At 61.1% G+C, this 17,771-nt stretch carries 13 protein-coding genes; 12 read left to right on the top strand and 1 reads right to left on the bottom strand.

Going from position 1 to position 17,771, the window contains the following annotated elements:
- Positions 1-9: 9 nt before the first annotated feature.
- On the bottom strand, positions 10-2,655 hold the full coding sequence (gene aceE, locus Q8M42_RS19515; protein ID WP_304863998.1) for a pyruvate dehydrogenase (acetyl-transferring), homodimeric type: 2,646 nt from the start codon (positions 2,653-2,655) through the stop codon (positions 10-12).
- Positions 2,656-2,921: 266 nt separating this feature from the next.
- Between aceE and glnE the strand changes: the two genes are divergently transcribed.
- From glnE to Q8M42_RS19455, 12 genes are all read left to right on the top strand, one after another.
- Complete coding sequence (gene glnE / locus Q8M42_RS19510) at positions 2,922-5,870, top strand: bifunctional [glutamate--ammonia ligase]-adenylyl-L-tyrosine phosphorylase/[glutamate--ammonia-ligase] adenylyltransferase (RefSeq protein WP_304864000.1); 2,949 nt, start codon at positions 2,922-2,924, stop codon at positions 5,868-5,870.
- Between the two features lie 69 nt (positions 5,871-5,939).
- On the top strand, positions 5,940-6,863 hold the full coding sequence (gene ilvE / locus Q8M42_RS19505) for a branched-chain-amino-acid transaminase (protein WP_304864002.1): 924 nt from the start codon (positions 5,940-5,942) through the stop codon (positions 6,861-6,863).
- 112 nt (positions 6,864-6,975) lie between these two features.
- Complete coding sequence (waaF, locus tag Q8M42_RS19500) at positions 6,976-8,010, top strand: lipopolysaccharide heptosyltransferase II (RefSeq protein WP_304864004.1); 1,035 nt, start codon at positions 6,976-6,978, stop codon at positions 8,008-8,010.
- Position 8,011: 1 nt separating this feature from the next.
- Positions 8,012-9,013 (top strand): lipopolysaccharide heptosyltransferase I, encoded by a 1,002-nt coding sequence (waaC, locus tag Q8M42_RS19495; protein ID WP_304864006.1) that lies wholly within the window; start codon positions 8,012-8,014, stop codon positions 9,011-9,013.
- Entirely contained in the window at positions 9,013-10,134 is a 1,122-nt protein-coding gene (locus Q8M42_RS19490; RefSeq protein ID WP_304864008.1) for a glycosyltransferase family 4 protein, read from the top strand. The genes waaC and Q8M42_RS19490 overlap by 1 nt, the downstream gene beginning before the upstream one ends.
- Complete coding sequence (gene rfaP, locus Q8M42_RS19485) at positions 10,131-10,937, top strand: lipopolysaccharide core heptose(I) kinase RfaP (protein WP_304864010.1); 807 nt, start codon at positions 10,131-10,133, stop codon at positions 10,935-10,937. Before Q8M42_RS19490 ends, rfaP begins: the two co-directional genes overlap by 4 nt.
- Positions 10,938-11,903: a glycosyltransferase family 9 protein gene (locus Q8M42_RS19480; RefSeq protein ID WP_304864012.1), complete on the top strand. Its 966-nt coding sequence runs from the start codon at positions 10,938-10,940 to the stop codon at positions 11,901-11,903. It abuts the gene before it with no gap.
- Positions 11,900-12,634 carry a lipopolysaccharide kinase InaA family protein gene (locus Q8M42_RS19475; protein ID WP_304864015.1) on the top strand — a complete coding sequence of 245 codons (735 nt, stop codon included), beginning with the start codon at positions 11,900-11,902 and terminating at the stop codon, positions 12,632-12,634. Before Q8M42_RS19480 ends, Q8M42_RS19475 begins: the two co-directional genes overlap by 4 nt.
- Positions 12,631-13,377, top strand: a complete 747-nt coding sequence (locus tag Q8M42_RS19470; protein ID WP_304864018.1) for a lipopolysaccharide kinase InaA family protein — start codon at positions 12,631-12,633, stop codon at positions 13,375-13,377. Before Q8M42_RS19475 ends, Q8M42_RS19470 begins: the two co-directional genes overlap by 4 nt.
- Positions 13,374-14,834, top strand: a complete 1,461-nt coding sequence (locus tag Q8M42_RS19465; RefSeq protein WP_304864020.1) for a lipopolysaccharide kinase InaA family protein — start codon at positions 13,374-13,376, stop codon at positions 14,832-14,834. The genes Q8M42_RS19470 and Q8M42_RS19465 overlap by 4 nt, the downstream gene beginning before the upstream one ends.
- 14 nt (positions 14,835-14,848) lie before the next feature.
- The gene (locus tag Q8M42_RS19460) at positions 14,849-16,603 is read left to right on the top strand and encodes a carbamoyltransferase (RefSeq protein WP_304864022.1); all 1,755 of its coding nucleotides are present in this window, start codon (positions 14,849-14,851) and stop codon (positions 16,601-16,603) included.
- Positions 16,590-17,732, top strand: a complete 1,143-nt coding sequence (locus tag Q8M42_RS19455; protein WP_304864025.1) for a glycosyltransferase — start codon at positions 16,590-16,592, stop codon at positions 17,730-17,732. Before Q8M42_RS19460 ends, Q8M42_RS19455 begins: the two co-directional genes overlap by 14 nt.
- Positions 17,733-17,771: the final 39 nt, after the last annotated feature.

Raw genomic sequence — 17,771 nt, 5'->3', positions numbered from 1 at the left:
TTTCGCTCCTTAGCAGTCCAGTGGGTTGAGTTTTTCCGGGTTGATGCCGAACCGGACTATGGCCTCGGCCACCACCTTCGGTTCGATATCACCACGGTCGGCGAGTGCTTCCAGGGCAGCCAGAACAACCCAGTTGCGGTCCACTTCAAAGAAGTGGCGCAGCTTCTTGCGGCTGTCGCTGCGGCCAAAGCCGTCGGTGCCCAGCACCTTGAATTCCTTGCTCGGTACCCACTGACGAATCTGTTCGGCGAACAGCTTCATGTAGTCGGTGGAGGCAATCACCGGGCCTTTGCGGCCGCTCAGGCACTCTTCCACGTAGGTCTGCTTGGGCTTCTGGCCCGGGTGCAGGCGGTTGCTACGTTCCACGGCCAGGCCATCACGGCGTAGTTCGTTGAAGCTGGTCACGCTCCATACATCTGCAGCGACGTTGAACTCGTCACGCAGGATCTTCGCCGCCTCGCGGACTTCACGCAGGATGGTGCCGGAACCGAGGAGCTGCACGTGGTGCGCGGCTTCCTTCTTGTCCTCTTCGAGCAGGTACATGCCCTTGATGATACCTTCCTCGATACCGGCCGGCATCGCCGGCTGCTGGTAGGACTCGTTCATCACGGTGATGTAGTAGAAGACGTCCTGCTGCTGCTCGGTCATCTTCTTCATGCCGTCCTGAATGATCACCGCCAGCTCGTAGCCGTAGGTCGGATCATAGGTGCGGCAGTTGGGGATGGTCGCCGCCAGCATGTGGCTGTGGCCGTCTTCGTGCTGCAGGCCTTCGCCGTTCAGCGTGGTACGACCGGCGGTGCCGCCGATCAGGAAGCCACGGGTGCGGCTGTCGCCAGCGGCCCAGGCCAGGTCGCCGATGCGCTGGAAGCCGAACATCGAGTAGAAGATGTAGAACGGCAGCATCGGCTGGTTATGGCTGGAGTACGAAGTACCAGCAGCAATGAACGAGCTCATGGCGCCAGCTTCGTTGATGCCTTCTTCGAGAATCTGGCCCTTCTTGTCCTCGCGGTAGAACATCACCTGGTCTTTATCCACCGGCTCGTAGAGCTGGCCGACCGAGGAGTAGATACCGAGCTGACGGAACATGCCTTCCATGCCGAAGGTACGCGCTTCGTCCGGGATGATCGGGACGATGCGCGAGCCGATGTCCTTGTCCTTGACCAGCTGCGCGAGGATGCGCACGAAAGCCATTGTGGTGGAGATTTCACGGTCGCCCGAACCATCGAGGATGGCCTTGAGAGTGTCCAGCGGCGGTGTTGGGATGCTGAAGCTCTTGGCGCGGCGTTGTGGCACGAAACCGCCGAGTGCGGCGCGGCGTTCGCTCAGGTAACGGGCTTCGGCGCTGCCTTCTTCCGGCTTGAGGAACGGCAGGTTTTCCAGCTCGTCGTCTTTAACCGGGATGTCGAAGCGGTCGCGGAACTGCTTGAGGCTGTCGACATCGACCTTCTTGGTGTTGTGCGCGGTGTTCTTAGCTTCACCGGCGCCGGTGCCATAACCCTTGACGGTCTTGGCCAGGATCACGGTCGGCTGCTCTTTGTGGTTGACCGCCTGGTGATAGGCCGCATAGACCTTGTACGGGTCGTGACCGCCACGGTTGAGCTTCCAGATCTCGTCGTCGGACAGATCGGCAACCATCGCCTTGAGTTCCGGCGAGTTGAAGAAGTGCTCACGGACGAACGCGCCGTCCTTGGCCTTGTAATTCTGGTATTCGCCGTCGATGACTTCGTCCATGCGGCGCTGCAGGATGCCGTCGACGTCCTTGGCCAGCAGCGGGTCCCAGAAACGGCCCCACACGACTTTGTTGACGTTCCAGCCACCGCCACGGAACACGCCTTCGAGTTCCTGGATAATCTTGCCGTTACCGCGTACCGGGCCGTCGAGGCGCTGCAGGTTGCAGTTGATGACGAAGATCAGGTTGTCCAGCTTCTCGCGGCCAGCCAGGGAGATCGCGCCGAGGGATTCCGGCTCGTCGCACTCGCCGTCGCCCATAAAGCACCAGACCTTCTGCTTGCCGGCCGGGATAAAGCCGCGCGCTTCCAGGTACTTCATAAAACGTGCCTGGTAGATCGCCTGAATCGGGCCCAGGCCCATGGATACGGTCGGGAACTGCCAGAAGTCCGGCATCAACCAAGGGTGCGGATAGGACGACAGGCCTTGGCCATCGACTTCCTGGCGGAAGTTGTTCATCTGGTCTTCGGTGATGCGGCCTTCCATAAAGGCGCGGGCGTAAACGCCGGGCGAGGCGTGACCCTGGAAGAAGATCAGGTCGCCGCCGTGCTCCTCGGTAGGCGCCTGGAAGAAGTAGTTGAAGCCGATGTCATACAGGGTCGCCGAGGAGGCGAAGCTGGAGATGTGGCCGCCCAGGTCCGAGTCTTTCAGGTTGGTGCGCATTACCATGGCCAACGCGTTCCAGCGCACCAGCGAGCGAATGCGGCGTTCCATAAACAGGTCGCCAGGCATGCGTGCTTCGTGGGTCAGCGGGATGGTGTTGCGGTAGGGCGTGGTGATCGCATACGGCAGCTGTGAACCACTGCGGGTGGCCAGCTCGCCCATACGGGTCATCAGGTAATGTGCGCGGTCTTCACCCTCGTTATCGAGGACGGACTCAAGGGCGTCCAGCCATTCCTGGGTTTCGACGGGATCGAGGTCTTGCATGGCTTGCTCCAGGGCGGAAAGGCTTCCAGAATCGGAGGCCAGGTTTCGTGGCCGACTTCGTGAGTGGCCGCGTGAATTCTTGGATTGACCGGGGGTAGGACCGGCTGCGTGTAGTTTTACTACATTCCGACGCCGATTTCAGCCTTTTGGATACAATCTTTGGTAGTAAAACTACAATTATTTTTCTGCCAGTGATTCGACCCGCTCTAGCGTGGGTGGTGCCATCCATGGTCGCTGCACTGGCAGACCGCTAAAAAGGATAGACCATGAGCCTGCCCGCGCTGGCCTCTTTACCTGCTGCCCTGGCCCACCTTGTCCCCCGTGCCGAACAGTTTCTGCAGCAAGCGTTTGCCGCGCTCGGCGGCGAGTCGGCGGCGGCTTTTGCGAGTTGGCCGAGCGAACGGCTTGCGGCCTGGCAGCGAGTGGCGGCGGCCAGTGATTTTGTGGTGCAGCAGGGCGCACGCGACCCGCAGATGCTGCTCGATCTGGCTGCCAGCGGTGAGTTGGAACGCAGCCTGGGTGCTGGTGAGCTGCGCGGGCAGTTGGCTAAGGCGCTGGAAGAATGCGCGGATGACGACGAGCTGGGGCGTCGTTTGCGGCGTTACCGCAACCGTCAGCAGCTGCGGATTATCTGGCGCGATATCAGCCGTCAGGCCGACCTTGTTGAAACCTGTCGCGACCTTTCCGACCTGGCTGACTCCTGTATCGATCTGGCCTATCAATGGCTCTATCCACGCCATTGCGCGCAGTTCGGCACGCCCATCGGCCGGCGCAGCGGCCAGGCGCAGCATATGGTTATCCTCGGTATGGGCAAGCTGGGCGCCCATGAGCTGAACCTGTCGTCGGACATCGACCTGATCTTCGGTTACCCCGAGGGCGGCGAAACCGAGGGGGTGAAGCGTCCGCTGGATAATCAGGAGTTCTTTATCCGTCTCGGCCAGAAGCTGATCAAGGCGTTGGACGTGATCACCGTCGACGGCTTCGTGTTTCGCACCGATATGCGCCTGCGCCCTTACGGCTCATCTGGTTCGCTGGTGTTCAGCTTTAACGCGCTGGAGCAGTACTACCAGGACCAGGGCCGCGACTGGGAACGCTACGCGATGATCAAGGCGCGCGTGGTCGGCGGCGACCAGGCTGCGGGTGCGCAGTTGCTGGAGATGCTGCGGCCCTTCGTTTATCGGCGTTATCTGGACTTCTCGGCGATTGAAGCGCTGCGCGCGATGAAGCAGTTGATTCAGCAGGAAGTGCGGCGCAAGGGCATGGCCGAGAACATCAAGCTGGGCTCTGGCGGCATCCGCGAAGTGGAGTTTATCGCCCAGGCCTTCCAGCTGATTCACGGCGGTCGCGACCTTAGTCTGCAACAGCGCTCGCTATTCGCGGTGCTGAATACCTTACGCGACCAGGGCTACTTGCCGGCGGCGGTGACCGATGAGCTGCGCGACGGCTATGCCTTCTTGCGCTATGCCGAGCACGCCCTGCAGGCCATCGACGACCGGCAGACGCAGATGCTCCCGGACAACGATCAGGATCGTGCGCGCGTGGCTTTTATCATGGGCTTCGATACTTGGCAGGCCTTCCATGAGCAGCTGATGCACTGGCGTAGTCGGGTTGACTGGCACTTCCGCCAGGTGATCGCCGATCCCGATGAAGAGGAGGGCGGCGAACCTATAGAAGAGGCGGTGGGTTGCGAGTGGTTGCCGCTCTGGGAGGATGTGCAGGACGAAGAGGCCGCGTGCCGGCAGCTGGCCGAGGCGGGTTTTGCCGAGCCACAGTCTGCCTGGCAGCGCCTGGCGGGCCTGCGCAATGGCAATCAGGTACGCGCCATGCAGCGCCTCGGACGCGAGCGCCTGGATGCCTTTATTCCGCGCCTGCTGGCACAAGCGGTAGAGCATGCCAATCCGGATCTGGTGCTGGAGCGCGTACTGCCGCTGATCGAAGCCGTGGCGCGGCGCTCGGCCTACCTGGTGCTGCTCACGGAAAACCCCAGCGCGTTGCAGCGTCTGCTGACGCTGTGCGCGGCCAGCCCGTGGATCGCGGAGCAAATCACCCGCTTCCCACTGCTGCTCGATGAGCTGCTTAATGAAGGACGCCTGTTCAAGCCGCCGCTGGCCCCCGAGCTGGCCGCCGAGCTGCGCGAGCGGCTGATGCGTATTCCCGAGGAGGATCTTGAGCAGCAGATGGAGGCGCTGCGCCACTTCAAGCTGGCGCATCGCCTGCGCGTCGCCGCCTCGGAAATTGCCGGCACCCTGCCACTGATGAAGGTCAGTGACTACCTGACCTGGCTGGCCGAGGCGATTCTCGATCAGGTGCTGGCTCTGGCCTGGCGCCACACCGTGAGCAAATACGGCGCGCCGCGCCGCGCCGATGGCAGCATCTGCGACCCGGATTTCGTCATCGTCGGCTACGGCAAGGTCGGCGGCATCGAGCTGGGTCATGGCTCTGATCTCGACCTGGTGTTTATCCACGACGGTGACCCGCATGTGGACACCGATGGCGAAAAGTCCATCGACGGCGCGCAGTTCTTCAATCGCCTGGGCCAGCGCATCATTCACCTGCTGACCACGCAGACCAACTCTGGCCAGCTCTATGAAGTCGACATGCGCCTGCGGCCGTCCGGCGCGGCGGGGCTGCTGGTCAGCTCGCTGGGCGCCTTCGAGCGTTATCAGCAGGGCGAGGCCTGGACCTGGGAACATCAGGCGCTGGTGCGGGCGCGGGTGCTGGTCGGCTGTGCGCGGGTCGGCAAGGCGTTCGAGGCGGTGCGCGCCGCGGTATTGGGGCGTGAGCGCGACCTGGTAACCCTGCGCAGTGAAGTCAGCGAGATGCGCGCGAAGATGCGCGACAACCTTGGCAGCAAGGCCACCGCAGCCGGCACCGCGGCGAATGCCTTCGAGGCCGCCGCGCCGTTCGACCTCAAGCAGGACGCCGGAGGTATCGTCGATATTGAATTTATGGTGCAATACGCGGCCCTGGCCTGGTCGCGCCAGTACCCGGAATTGCTTGAGTTCACTGACAATATTCGCATTCTGGAAGGGCTGGAACGGGTCGGCTTGCTACCGGGCGAAGATGCCCGCTTGCTGCAGGATATCTACAAGGCCTACCGCTCGGCGGCACACCGCCAGGCCCTGCAAAAGCAGCCTGGGGTGGTCAGCGGGGAGCAGTTTGCCGATGAGCGGCGCACGGTGATGCGTATCTGGCGTGAGCTGGGCTTGAACTGAATATGAGGAAGTCGGGCGCGTAGGCACTCGGCTAATGCTGTATCAATCGAATCTGAGGAGCAGGCAACTATGTCGATGGCCGATCGTGATGGCGTGATCTGGTATGACGGCGAGCTGGTGCCGTGGCGCAACGCGACCACCCACGTGCTGACCCATACCCTGCACTACGGCATGGGCGTGTTTGAAGGCGTGCGCGCCTACAACACCCCGCAGGGCACGGCGATCTTCCGCCTGCAAGCGCACACCGACCGTCTGTTCGACTCGGCCCACATCATGGGCATGAAGATTCCGTTCAGCAAAGACGAAATCAACGAAGCCACCCGCGCTGCCGTGCGCGAGAACAACCTGGAAAGCGCCTATATCCGTCCGATGGTGTTCTACGGATCTGAAGCCATGGGCCTGCGCGCCAGTGGCCTGAAAACCCAGGTGATCGTCGCGGCCTGGAGCTGGGGCGCCTATATGGGCGACGAAGCCCTGCAGGTCGGTATCAAGGTGCGTACCAGCTCCTTCACCCGCCACCACGTGAACATCTCGATGACCCGCGCCAAGGCCAACGGCAACTACATCAACTCGATGTTGGCGCTGCAGGAAGCCATCTCCGGTGGTGCCGACGAAGCCATGCTGCTGGATACCGAAGGCTATGTGGCCGAGGGTTCGGGCGAGAACATCTTCCTGGTGCGTAACGGCGTGATCTATACCCCCGAAGTCACTTCCTGCCTGAACGGTATTACCCGTAATACCATTCTGACCCTGGCCGCCGAGCATGGCCTGGACGTGGTCGAGAAGCGCATCACCCGCGATGAGGTGTACATCGCCGACGAAGCCTTCTTTACCGGCACCGCCGCTGAAGTGACGCCGATCCGTGAAGTCGATGGCCGGCAGATCGGCGCAGGCCGTCGCGGGCCGATCACCGAGAAGCTGCAAACCGCCTATTTCGACCTGGTCACCGGTAAAACTGATGCCCACACCGAGTGGCGCACCCTGGTTAAATAAGCCGCTCGCGTCTGCCGGTTGGGGTTCCATCCGGCGATGCAGGCTAGGCTGATAGTCGCGCGTTGAGTCTGTCCGGGAGGCGAAAGCCTCCCCGGTCGTTTCTGGAATAGGCATGAAAATACTGATCGTAGGCCCCAGCTGGGTGGGCGACATGGTGATGGCGCAGACGCTGTTTCAGTGCCTGCAACAGCGCCACCCCGGCTGTGCAATCGATGTGCTGGCCCCTGAGTGGAGTCGGCCGATTCTCGAACGTATGCCCGAAGTGCGTCAGGCCCTGAGCTTTCCACTCGGTCACGGTGTGCTCGAACTGGCGACGCGGCGCAAGATCGGCAAGTCTCTGGCCGGCCAGTACGACCAGGCGATTCTCCTGCCCAACTCGCTAAAGTCCGCGCTGGTGCCGTTTTTCGCCGGTATCCCCAGGCGCACCGGCTGGAAGGGCGAGCTGCGCTATGGCTTGCTCAACGATATCCGCACCCTGGATAAACAGCGCTACCCGCTGATGATCGAGCGCTTTATGGCGCTGGCCTTCGAGCCTGGCGCTGAACTGCCGCAGCCTTATCCGCGTCCAGCCTTGCAGATCGATGCGCAGAGCCGTGACGCCGCCTTGGCCAAGTTCGGCCTGAGCCTGGACCGCCCGGTATTGGCGCTGTGCCCAGGCGCCGAGTTCGGTGAGGCCAAGCGCTGGCCGAGCGAGCACTACGCCAAGGTTGCCGAGCTGAAGATCCGCGCCGGCTGGCAGGTGTGGATCTTCGGCTCGAAGAACGATCACCCGGTCGGCGAGGACATCCGCAGCCGGCTGATTCCCGGCTTGCGTGAGGAGGCGGTGAATCTGGCCGGCGAAACCAGCCTGGCTGAAGCCATCGATTTGCTGTCTTGCGCCGGCGCCGTGGTGTCCAACGACTCCGGCCTGATGCATGTGGCGGCAGCGCTGAATCGCCCGCTGGTGGCTGTCTATGGTTCCACTTCGCCAGGCTTTACCCCACCGCTGGCCGAGCAGGTGGAAATCGTCCGCCTGGGTCTGGAATGCAGCCCCTGCTTCGACCGCACCTGTCGTTTCGGCCACTACAACTGCCTGGGCCAGCTCAAGCCGCGCCCGGTGATCGAGGCGCTGGATCGCCTGGTCAGCGACCCGGTCGAGGTTGAATAGCTTGCGGGTACTGTTGATCAAGACCTCCTCACTGGGCGATGTGGTGCACACCTTGCCAGCGTTGACCGATGCCGCGCGGGCGATTCCCGGTATCCAGTTCGACTGGGTGGTGGAGGAGGGTTTTGCCGAAATCCCCGCCTGGCACCCGGCCGTGGCGCAGGTGATCCCGGTGGCCATTCGCCGCTGGCGCAAGCACCTCTGGCAAACGTTCAAAAACGGTGAGTGGAAGCGCTTTAAGCAGCGCCTCGGCGAAACCAAGTACGACCTGGTGATTGATGCCCAAGGCCTGCTGAAAAGCGCTTTGCTGACCCGTTACGTCAAGGCGCCAATCGCTGGTCTGGATCGTGATTCCGCGCGTGAGCCGCTTGCCAGTCGCTTCTATGATCGAAGCTATGCCGTGCCGCGCGAGCAGCATGCGCTTGAGCGCACTCGTCAGCTATTCGCCCAGGCACTGGGCTATGCGCTGCCAGCGGGCGTTGGCGACTACGGCCTCAATCGTGCGCAACTGGCCGATCACGCGCCGCAGCCCTATTTGCTGTTTCTGCACGGCACCACTTGGCCAAGCAAGCATTGGCCAGAAGCCGATTGGCGTGCGCTGGCCGAGCAGATGAGTGCACAAGGCTGGGCTGTGCGCCTGCCTTGGGGCAATGAAACCGAGAAGGCGCGTGCCGAACGGATTGCCGCCGGGATTGAAAACGCTGCGGTGCTGCCCAAATTAAATCTTGCAGGCGTGGCTAAAGTGATTGCCGGAGCCAGTGCCTGCGTGGCCGTGGATACCGGCCTCGGCCACCTGGCCGCTGCGTTGGATGTGCCGAGTATTTCCCTGTACGGCCCGACCTTGCCGGGGCGTGTGGGTGCCTATGGTCGTGGTCAGGTGCACCTGTGCGCCACTGGGCCGAATGCCGGTTCCGGTGATCGCCACAAAGCCTGTTTCGACGGTCTGGGCGCCGAGCATGTCGCCACCCAATTGCAGGCCCTGTTGCTGGCCGAGGACGTTGTCTGATGCAGCTCGCGTTTATCCTCTATAAGTACTTCCCCTTCGGCGGCCTGCAGCGCGACTTTATGCGCATCGCCCTGGAGTGCAAGGCGCGCGGTCATGCCATTCGCGTCTACACACCGATCTGGGAAGGCGAAGTGCCGGCGGGCTTTGAGGTGGTGGTGGTACCGGTCAAGGCGCTGTTCAACCACAAACGTAATGAAAAACTCACCGCCTGGGTCGAGGCCGACCTGGCCGAGCGTCCGGTGGATCGGGTGATTGGCTTTAATAAAATGCCCGGGCTTGACGTCTACTACGCCGCCGATGGCTGCTATGAAGACAAGGCGCAGACTCTGCGTAATCCGTTGTACAAACGCTGGGGGCGTTACAAGCACTTTGCTGATTACGAGCGTGCGGTGTTTGCCCCCGAATCGAAAACCGAGATTCTGATGATCTCCGAAGTGCAGCAGCCGCTGTTTATCAAGCACTACCACACCCCACTGCAGCGCTTTCACCTGCTGCCGCCGGGCATCGCTGCGGACCGCCGCGCACCGGCCAATGCCGCTGAGATTCGCGCCGCGTTTCGCGCCGCATTCAACCTGGCGGATAGCGACCTGCTGCTGGTGCAGATTGGCTCCGGTTTCAAGACCAAGGGCTTGGATCGCAGCCTTAAGGCCCTGGCCTCGCTGCCGCGCGAGCTGAAGCAACGCACCCGACTGATCGCCATTGGCCAGGATGATCCGCGCTCGTTCCAGCTGCAGGCTAAAGCGTTGGGCGTGTCCGAGCAGGTGCAGATTCTCAAAGGGCGCAGCGACATCCCGCGCTTCCTGGTCGGTGCCGATCTGCTGATCCACCCGGCCTACAACGAAAACACCGGCACGGTGCTGCTGGAGGCGCTGGTCTCCGGTTTGCCGGTGCTGGTGACGGATGTGTGTGGCTATGCCCATTACATTGCTGAAGCGGATGCTGGGCGCGTGCTCAGTGGGCCGTTCGAGCAGGAGCGCCTTAATCATCTGCTTGCCGATATGCTGGCTGACGATCAGCGCCGCGCCTTCTGGTCGCGCAATGGCCTGGCCTATGCCGACAGCGCCGACCTGTATTCCATGCCGCAACATGCGGCCGACATCATCTTGGCGGCACGTCCATGAAGCTGGTACTGGCTGAACCCTTTAAAAGCCTGTGGGCCGGGCGCGATGCCTTTGCCGCTGTCGAAGCGCTGCAGGGGCAGGTATACCGCGAGCTGGAAGGCCGCCGCACGCTGCGCACCGAGGTCGATGGGCGCGGTTATTTCGTCAAAATTCATCGCGGTATCGGCTGGGGCGAGATCGTCAAAAACCTGCTCACCGCTAAGCTGCCGGTGCTTGGCGCACGCCAGGAGTGGCAAGCCATTCAGCGCCTGACCGAGGTCGGAGTCGCGACCATGACCGCCGTGGCCTACGGCGAGCGCGGCAGTAACCCGGCGGCGCAACATTCTTTTATTGTCACAGAAGAGCTGGCGCCTACCACCGACCTTGAGCAGCTCAGCCTGAACTGGGCACAGCAACCGCCCGAGCCGCGGCTGAAGTGGGCGTTGATCAGGGACGTGGCGAACATGGTCGGCAACATGCACCGCGCCGGGGTCAATCACCGCGACTGCTACATCTGCCATTTTCTGCTGCACACCGACAAACCGGTCACCGCCGATGATTTGCGCCTGTCCGTGATCGACCTGCACCGCGCCCAAGTACGCAATCAGCTGCCCTTGCGCTGGCGCAACAAGGATCTAGCCGCGCTGTACTTTTCCGTACTGGATATCGGCCTGACGCGGCGCGATAAGCTGCGGTTTTTGCGTGGTTATTTTCAACAACCTCTGCGACAGATCCTTCAGGAAGAAGGTCGTTTGCTCGCTTGGCTGGAATCCAAGGCGGCTAAATTGTACGGCCGCAAACAGCGTTATGGAGATCGACTGTAGATGTCGGAGAAGAAGGCGTTGATCGGCCCGGGAGTGAGGGTTGCACTGGTTCCATGTCCTGCGTTGGGCGATACCACGCTGTTCTTGCGCCTTGCCTGGCGTCTCCAGGCTGCGGGTGCGAAGGTCACCCTGGCTTCAGTATCGTTGTCATCAGTGAGCGAGTACCTGCCTGGGCTGGACATTCTAGGGGGCACGCCGGATGTGCCTGCACTGGCGGGCTGTAACGATTTGGTTATCTGTGCGATTGATTGGTACGTCGATGTCCCACTGAGAAATGTGGCTTACCTCGCCGGTAAGAAACTCCCCGTCAAGCTCAGGTCCGAGCAGCCACCTGTATGGCTTGATGATTGCCGCATTGAAGGGGCGCACAACGTGATTTGTCGCGACCCGAAAGCCGGCAAGACCATGGTGCAGTGGATCGATCTGTACGCCGAAGAGGTCTTGGGGCTTGATCTATCCACGCCTATTGCGGGGTTACAGGTTCCGCCCCGTGAAGCCGGCGCGGAGGTGCGGCGTGTGGCCATTTTCCCGACCACGCCGCATGCCAGTAAGAATTTCTCAACGCCTGGGTTTCGCCGCCTCGCTCGCCATTTGGTTGCCAGGGGCTGGCAGGTCGAGTTCGTCGGTATCCCGGCCGAGCAGCAAGCCTTAAGGGCGCAGTACCCAGGCCATCATGTGCATGCGTTCACTGACTTGAAAGGGCTTGTCGACTTCTTGCTGACATGCGCCATCGTCATTAGTAATGATTCGGGTGGCGGGCATCTTGGTTCACTGCTGGGGTTGCGGACATTCACCATTACGCGCAGGCGTACCGATTTCACTTGGCGGCCCGGCTTCAATGAACTCAATAGCGTGATCAATCCGGTTCTGAGCTTCAAATGGCTGGGCAAAACAGTCTGGCGCCCGTTCATTCCGTTGCGCCGCATCGTCAGTGCGCTGCCTGACTTAAACAGGACGCAGGCATGACAGCGTGGAAACATGACCTGCACGATCCGATTCTGCTCGGCGCTTTCGGAACCCTTGAGGCCGTATTTGCACTTGAAGGGGAGCGTTTGACCTCAGACCCCTTGTCTGAGGTCATTCGTGTGGAGTTTGGCGGGGTGCGTTATTACGTCAAACGCTACTGGGGCGCTGGTAAAGGTCTACGACGTTACCTTGGTCGTCCTCGGGTTAAAGCGGAGTGGCAAAACCTCAAGTTGTTCGCCAAGTGGGGCATCCCCACTGCGCCGATTGTGGCCTATGGGCTTGAGCGCCAGGTGGGGGCTTTTGTCCGCGGGGCGCTCATTACCCGCGAGCTTGAGGGCACGCTTGATCTGGCCGAGATTGCCAATCGGCAGGATGTACGTTTGACCGACTCTTGTTGGGTCTTGCAGATCAGTCAACAGTTAGCCAGGGGCACCCGGGCGCTGCATGACCACCATTTCACCCACAATGACTTGAAGTGGCGCAATCTGCTGGTTAATGAGCGCGGTGAGCTTTTCTTCATTGATTGCCCGACTGGAACCTTTTGGTGGGGGCCGCTCCTGCGTTACCGCATCATCAAGGATTTGGCATGCCTGGATAAAGTCGCCAACAAGGTGCTTTCACGTACCCAACGCTTACGTTTTTATCTTCTTTACCGTGGTCGCCAGCGCTTGAATGCTTCCGATAAGAAACGCATCCGTCAGGTCATTGCGTTTTTTGAGGGCAGGGAATGAGCGACTTTATTGCGGCACAGGATCGCGCCCTGCTTGAGCAGCATGGCCTGGCCAGTTTCGATGCGTTATGGGCGCTGCAGTTGGAGGCGGTGGATGAACCCAATACCGAGCGTGGCGGCTGGAGTAGCGTGTATCGATTGGATCTCGGTGAGGCGGCGTTTTACCTCAAGCGGCAAAGCAATCACCTGACCCGCAGCCTGCTGCACCCCTTTGGCGAGCCCACCTTTGCCCGAGAGTTCCGAAATATTCAGCGTTATGCGGCGCTAGGTATTCCTGCGTTACAGGCCGCGTTTTTTGCCGAGCGCAGGTTGCCAGGCGAGCGGCGTGCGCTGTTGCTAACCCGTGCCTTGGACGGTTGGCAGGACCTGGATGCCTGGTTGCCCGACTGGGCGGCGCTCGACGAGGCGCGTCGTACTGCAATTCTCAAAGCTTGTGGTGAGCTGGCGCGGCGACTGCATCAGGCCGGGCAGATGCATGGCTGCTTTTACCCCAAGCATATTTTTCTGCGCGAGACGGTTGCTGGCTTCGGCGCGCAGTTGATCGATCTGGAGAAAACCCGTCCGCTGCTGTTCGGTCAGCGCGATCGAGTAAAGGATCTGGAGCCGTTGTTGCGCCGCGCCAGTGTGTGGAGCGAGGCGGAGGTCGGCGTGTTGCTGGCGGCCTATCTTGGCGATGCGACTGAGCTAGGCACCTGGAGTAAGCGCCTCGGTGCACGCCGGCGCAACAAGGAAGCGCGGCGATGAATTTGGCGGGTCTCAGTCAGGCTGGCCGCGCGCCAGCGTTGCCGCTATCCATCGAACTGGCCGATGCAGCCGGCCCTGCGGAGCTGACTCTGCAAAGGCTGCTGCGCGTCTTGCCCGGGCAGCGTTATGTCGCCCAGGCCGAATGGCGCGGCCAGCCAGTGCTGGCCAAGCTGCTGGTGGGAAACAAGGCTGCGCGACACTTTCAGCGCGAGCGTGACGGTGTGCACCTGCTAGCCGAGCAGGGGCTGAATACGCCGCAGCTGCTGGCGGATGGGCTGCGTGAAGACGAGGGCGGCTGGCTGCTGTTCGAGTACCTTGATGGCGCGCAGAGCCTGTGGGAGGCCTGGCGCGCTGTGGAAAACCAGCCGCTTTTGAATGCCGATCAGCAGGCGGTGTTGGCCGATGCGCTGGTCAGCATCGCGCAGATGCACGCCAAAGGGCTGTGGCAGGCCGATCTGCATCTGGACAATCTGTTACGCCATAACGGCCAGCTGTTTGTTATCGATGGCGGCGGTGTTCAGGTTGAGGTCGCCGGCCAGCCTTTGTCGCGCGGCAGGGTGCTTGAGAACCTCGGGGTGTTCTTTGCCCAGTTACCTGCCGAGTTGACTCCGTTCATCGAAGAGCTGCTGGTGCATTACCTGCTGAGCAATGGCGAGCATGCCTTGCCGCTGGAAGCGCTGCTGAAAGAGGTGGAGAAGATTCGTAAATGGCGCTTGCGCGATTATCTGCGCAAGATCGCCCGTGATTGCAGCCTATTCGCTGCGAAGATCGGTGCGTTCGGCCTGCAGGTGGTACGTCGGGATAGCCAGGCTGAACTGCAGCCACTGCTGAATAATCTGGATCTGCTCACCGAGCAGGGCCATATCTACAAGACCGGTGGTGCCGCCACCGTGGCGCAAGTGCAGCTGCAAGGTCGGCCGCTGGTGGTCAAGCGCTATAACGTGAAGAGCGTTGCCCACTGGCTGAAACGCTTCTGGCGGCCCAGCCGCGCCTGGCACAGCTGGGTTGAGGCTAATCGCCTGCAGCTGCTGGGCATCGCCACCCCGCAGCCATTGGCCGTGTTAGAGCGGCGCTGGTGCTGGTTACGTGGGCGCGCCTACCTGATTACCGAATACTGCGGCGGGCAGGATATAATCGCGCGTTTTCAGGCGTTCCATGACGGATCGCCCCCGGAAACCGACTTGTTGGCGCTGGATAGCCTATTCGCCGCATTGTTGCGCGAACGCATCAGCCACGGCGATTTCAAGGGGCACAATCTGTTCTGGGATGAACGCCTGGGTCGTTGGTCGTTGATCGACCTCGACGCCATGCAGCAGCACCGCAGTGCGCGCAGTTTCGCCAAGGCCTATGCCCGCGATCGCGCCCGTTTCCTGCGTAACTGGCCCGCCGATTCGGCGCTGCACCAGTTGCTCAACCAACGTATACCGCTGACGCCCGCCGTCGGCTCAGCAGACTAAAAGAGGCAAACTCAGTGGCATTGACCATTCTCGGCCTGTCCGGCGCCCTCAGCCATGACCCTTCCGCCGCCCTGTATATCGACGGCAAGCTGATCGCGGCCGTCGAAGAAGAGCGCTTCGTGCGCGACAAGCACGCGAAGAACCGCATGCCCTATGAGTCAGCCAAGTTCTGCCTGGAGCAGGCAGGGATCAAGCCCTCTGATGTTGATGTGGTGGCGATTCCGTTTGCCCCGATCAGCATCTTCGAGAAGGCCCGCTGGCAGTACGCCAAGCGCTACTGGTATGCACCAGACCGCGCTCTTGACGCGATCCTGATGGGCAACCGCCGCTACAAGCGCTACTACAAACATATCCAGTGGTGCCTGCAGCAGCTCGGCTTTGACCTGAAGAAGATCAAGATCGAGCCCGTCGAACACCACCTGGCCCACGCCGCCAGCGCCTATCACTGCTCAGGCTTTACCGAAAAGACCGCGATCCTCGGCATCGATGGCAAGGGCGAGTACGCCACTACCTTCTTTGGTTACGGTGAAAACGGCAAAATCCACAAGATCAAGGAGTTCTTCGATCCGGATTCCCTTGGCGGACTGTACGGCGCGATCACTGAATTCCTCGGCTTCGAGATGCTCGACGGTGAATTCAAGGTCATGGGCATGGCGCCCTACGGCGATGCCAGCAAGTACGACTTCTCGCGGTTGGCCAAATTCGAGAATGGCGAGTTGGTGATTAACACCGAGTACGCCAATGTCATCGGCCTGCGTCGTTACAAAGAAAACGGCAAAGGCTTCTACTTCTCCAAGAAGCTGATCGAGTGGCTGGGGCCGAAGCGTGTCGGTGATATCGCCGATGACCCGTACATCCACTACGCCGCCAGCATGCAGGCGCTGTTCGAGAAGCTGGCGCTGCAGATGATGGAGCACTACCTCGGTGACATCATTCGCGAAACCGGCAAGATCGCCTTCGCTGGCGGCTGCGCGCTGAACGTCAAACTCAACCAGAAAATCATCGCCCGTGATGATGTGAAGGAGCTGTTCGTTCAACCTGCATCCGGCGACGCCGGCACTGCCGTCGGCGCTGCGGCCTACGTCTCGCACCAGCGCGGCGTGCCGGTGGAGAAGATGGAGCACGTTTACCTCGGCCCGTCCTACTCCAACGAAGACGTGATTGCTGCGTGTGCCCGCCACCCGAGTAAGCCTGTGTTCAAGCAGATCGACAACATGCCGCAGCGCATTGCCAAGATCATGGTTGACGCCAACCCGGTGGCCTGGTTCCAGGGGCGCATGGAGTTTGGTCCGCGCGCTTTGGGTGGTCGTTCGATCATCGGTTGTCCGAGCGTGCCGGGCGTGGCTGATCGGATCAACGAGCAGATCAAGTTCCGCGAGCGCTGGAGGCCGTTCTGCCCGTCGATGCTCGACACTGTCGGCCCGCAAATGCTCAAGGTCGATCACCCGAGCCCGTTTATGACCTTCACCTTCGAAGTGAATGAAGAGTGGAAGACCCGCGTCGGCGAAGTGGTACACGAAGACGGCACTTCGCGCGCCCAGGTGCTCAAGCGCGAATACAACCCGCGCTACTACGACATGATGCTGGAGTTGGAGAAACTCACTGGCAACGGCGTGTCGTTGAACACCTCGCTGAACCGCCGCGGCGAGCCGATGATCTGCTCGCCCACCGACGCGCTGAACATGTTCTACGGCTCCGACCTGCAGTACCTGATCATGGAAGACATCTTGGTGGTCAAGGACGGTAAGGATTGGTATGACAATGTCTGAGGTCGCTGGGGCTGGTCAGTCGTGGGTTTTGCAGTTTTGCCACGGCTACGACGGCCCCTTCCTCGACTGTGCGCGGCAGTACGCTGCGTTATTTGTCGGCACGCCTTACAAAGTGTGCACGGTCTATCTGACTGGCAAGCCGAGCGCGGCAGTTGAGCAAGGTTCGGCTTCTGACGAGGTGATTTTCCTCGACTACTCCAGCCGGGAGGTGCGTGGTCTCAAGCTCAAGGCAATTGGCGATCTGAAGCGGATCGCTGCTTCGCGCGACTTTAAGCTGTGTATCGCTCATCGTTTTAAGCCGATCTATATCGCCCTGTTAGGCAGCCAATTACCCGTAATTGGCGTGCACCATGCGTTTGGTGATTACAAGCGGCGCACGCGCCAGTTGTTCGCCAATTTCTTTCGCAAGCGCCTGGCATTGCTCGGGGTCTCCAATGCTGTGCGCGATGATATGCGTGCCTGCCTGCCGAGCTGGGCGCCCGAGCGTATCGAGACGCTGTACAACCGCATTGATATTGCTGCGGTGCAGGCTGAGCAGGTTTCACGCGAAGCAGCTCGCGAGCACCTCGAGTTACCGCAGGACGCCTGGGTGGTTGGCAATGTTGGCCGTCTGCATCCTGACAAAGACCAGGCGACGCTGCTCAAGGGCTTCGCCCAGGCTTTGCCGCAATTACCGGCGGGTAGCCTGCTAGCAATCATGGGCAGTGGTCGGCTTGAGGCTCCGTTAAAAACTCTTGCGCACGAGCTGGGCGTGGACGCATCGGTGCGTTTTCTCGGTCAAGTTGCCGATGGCCGGAACTATTTCAAAGCGTTTGATGTGTTTGCCCTAACTTCAGATCATGAACCATTTGGGATGGTATTACTTGAGGCGATGGCGGCCGATGTGCAGGTGCTGGCTACGGATTGTGGCGGGGCGCCTGAGGTGGTCGGCGAGTCTGGGGCATTGTTCGCGTTGGGTGATCACACTGTGCTTGCCGCTCGACTGCGGGCTGCGGCCGCTGGCCCGCTTGGCCCGCTTGGGGCTGAGCGTGTGCAGGCTGGTTTTACGGATGAGATTGCCCGCGAGCGTTTCTGGTCATGGCCTGGTGTGAGTCGCATCGTGCAGGAGAACGGTAATGGTCAGTCGTGAGCCCAAGCAGCTTGTTTACCTCGTGTATGGGGGGAAGCC

Source organism: Pseudomonas sp. (assembly GCF_030684895.1).
In the GTDB taxonomy this organism is placed as follows: Bacteria; Pseudomonadota; Gammaproteobacteria; order Pseudomonadales; family Pseudomonadaceae; genus Aquipseudomonas.
The sequence above is the reverse complement of the archived record's forward strand: the minus strand, read 5'-3'. Positions and strand labels throughout refer to the sequence as shown.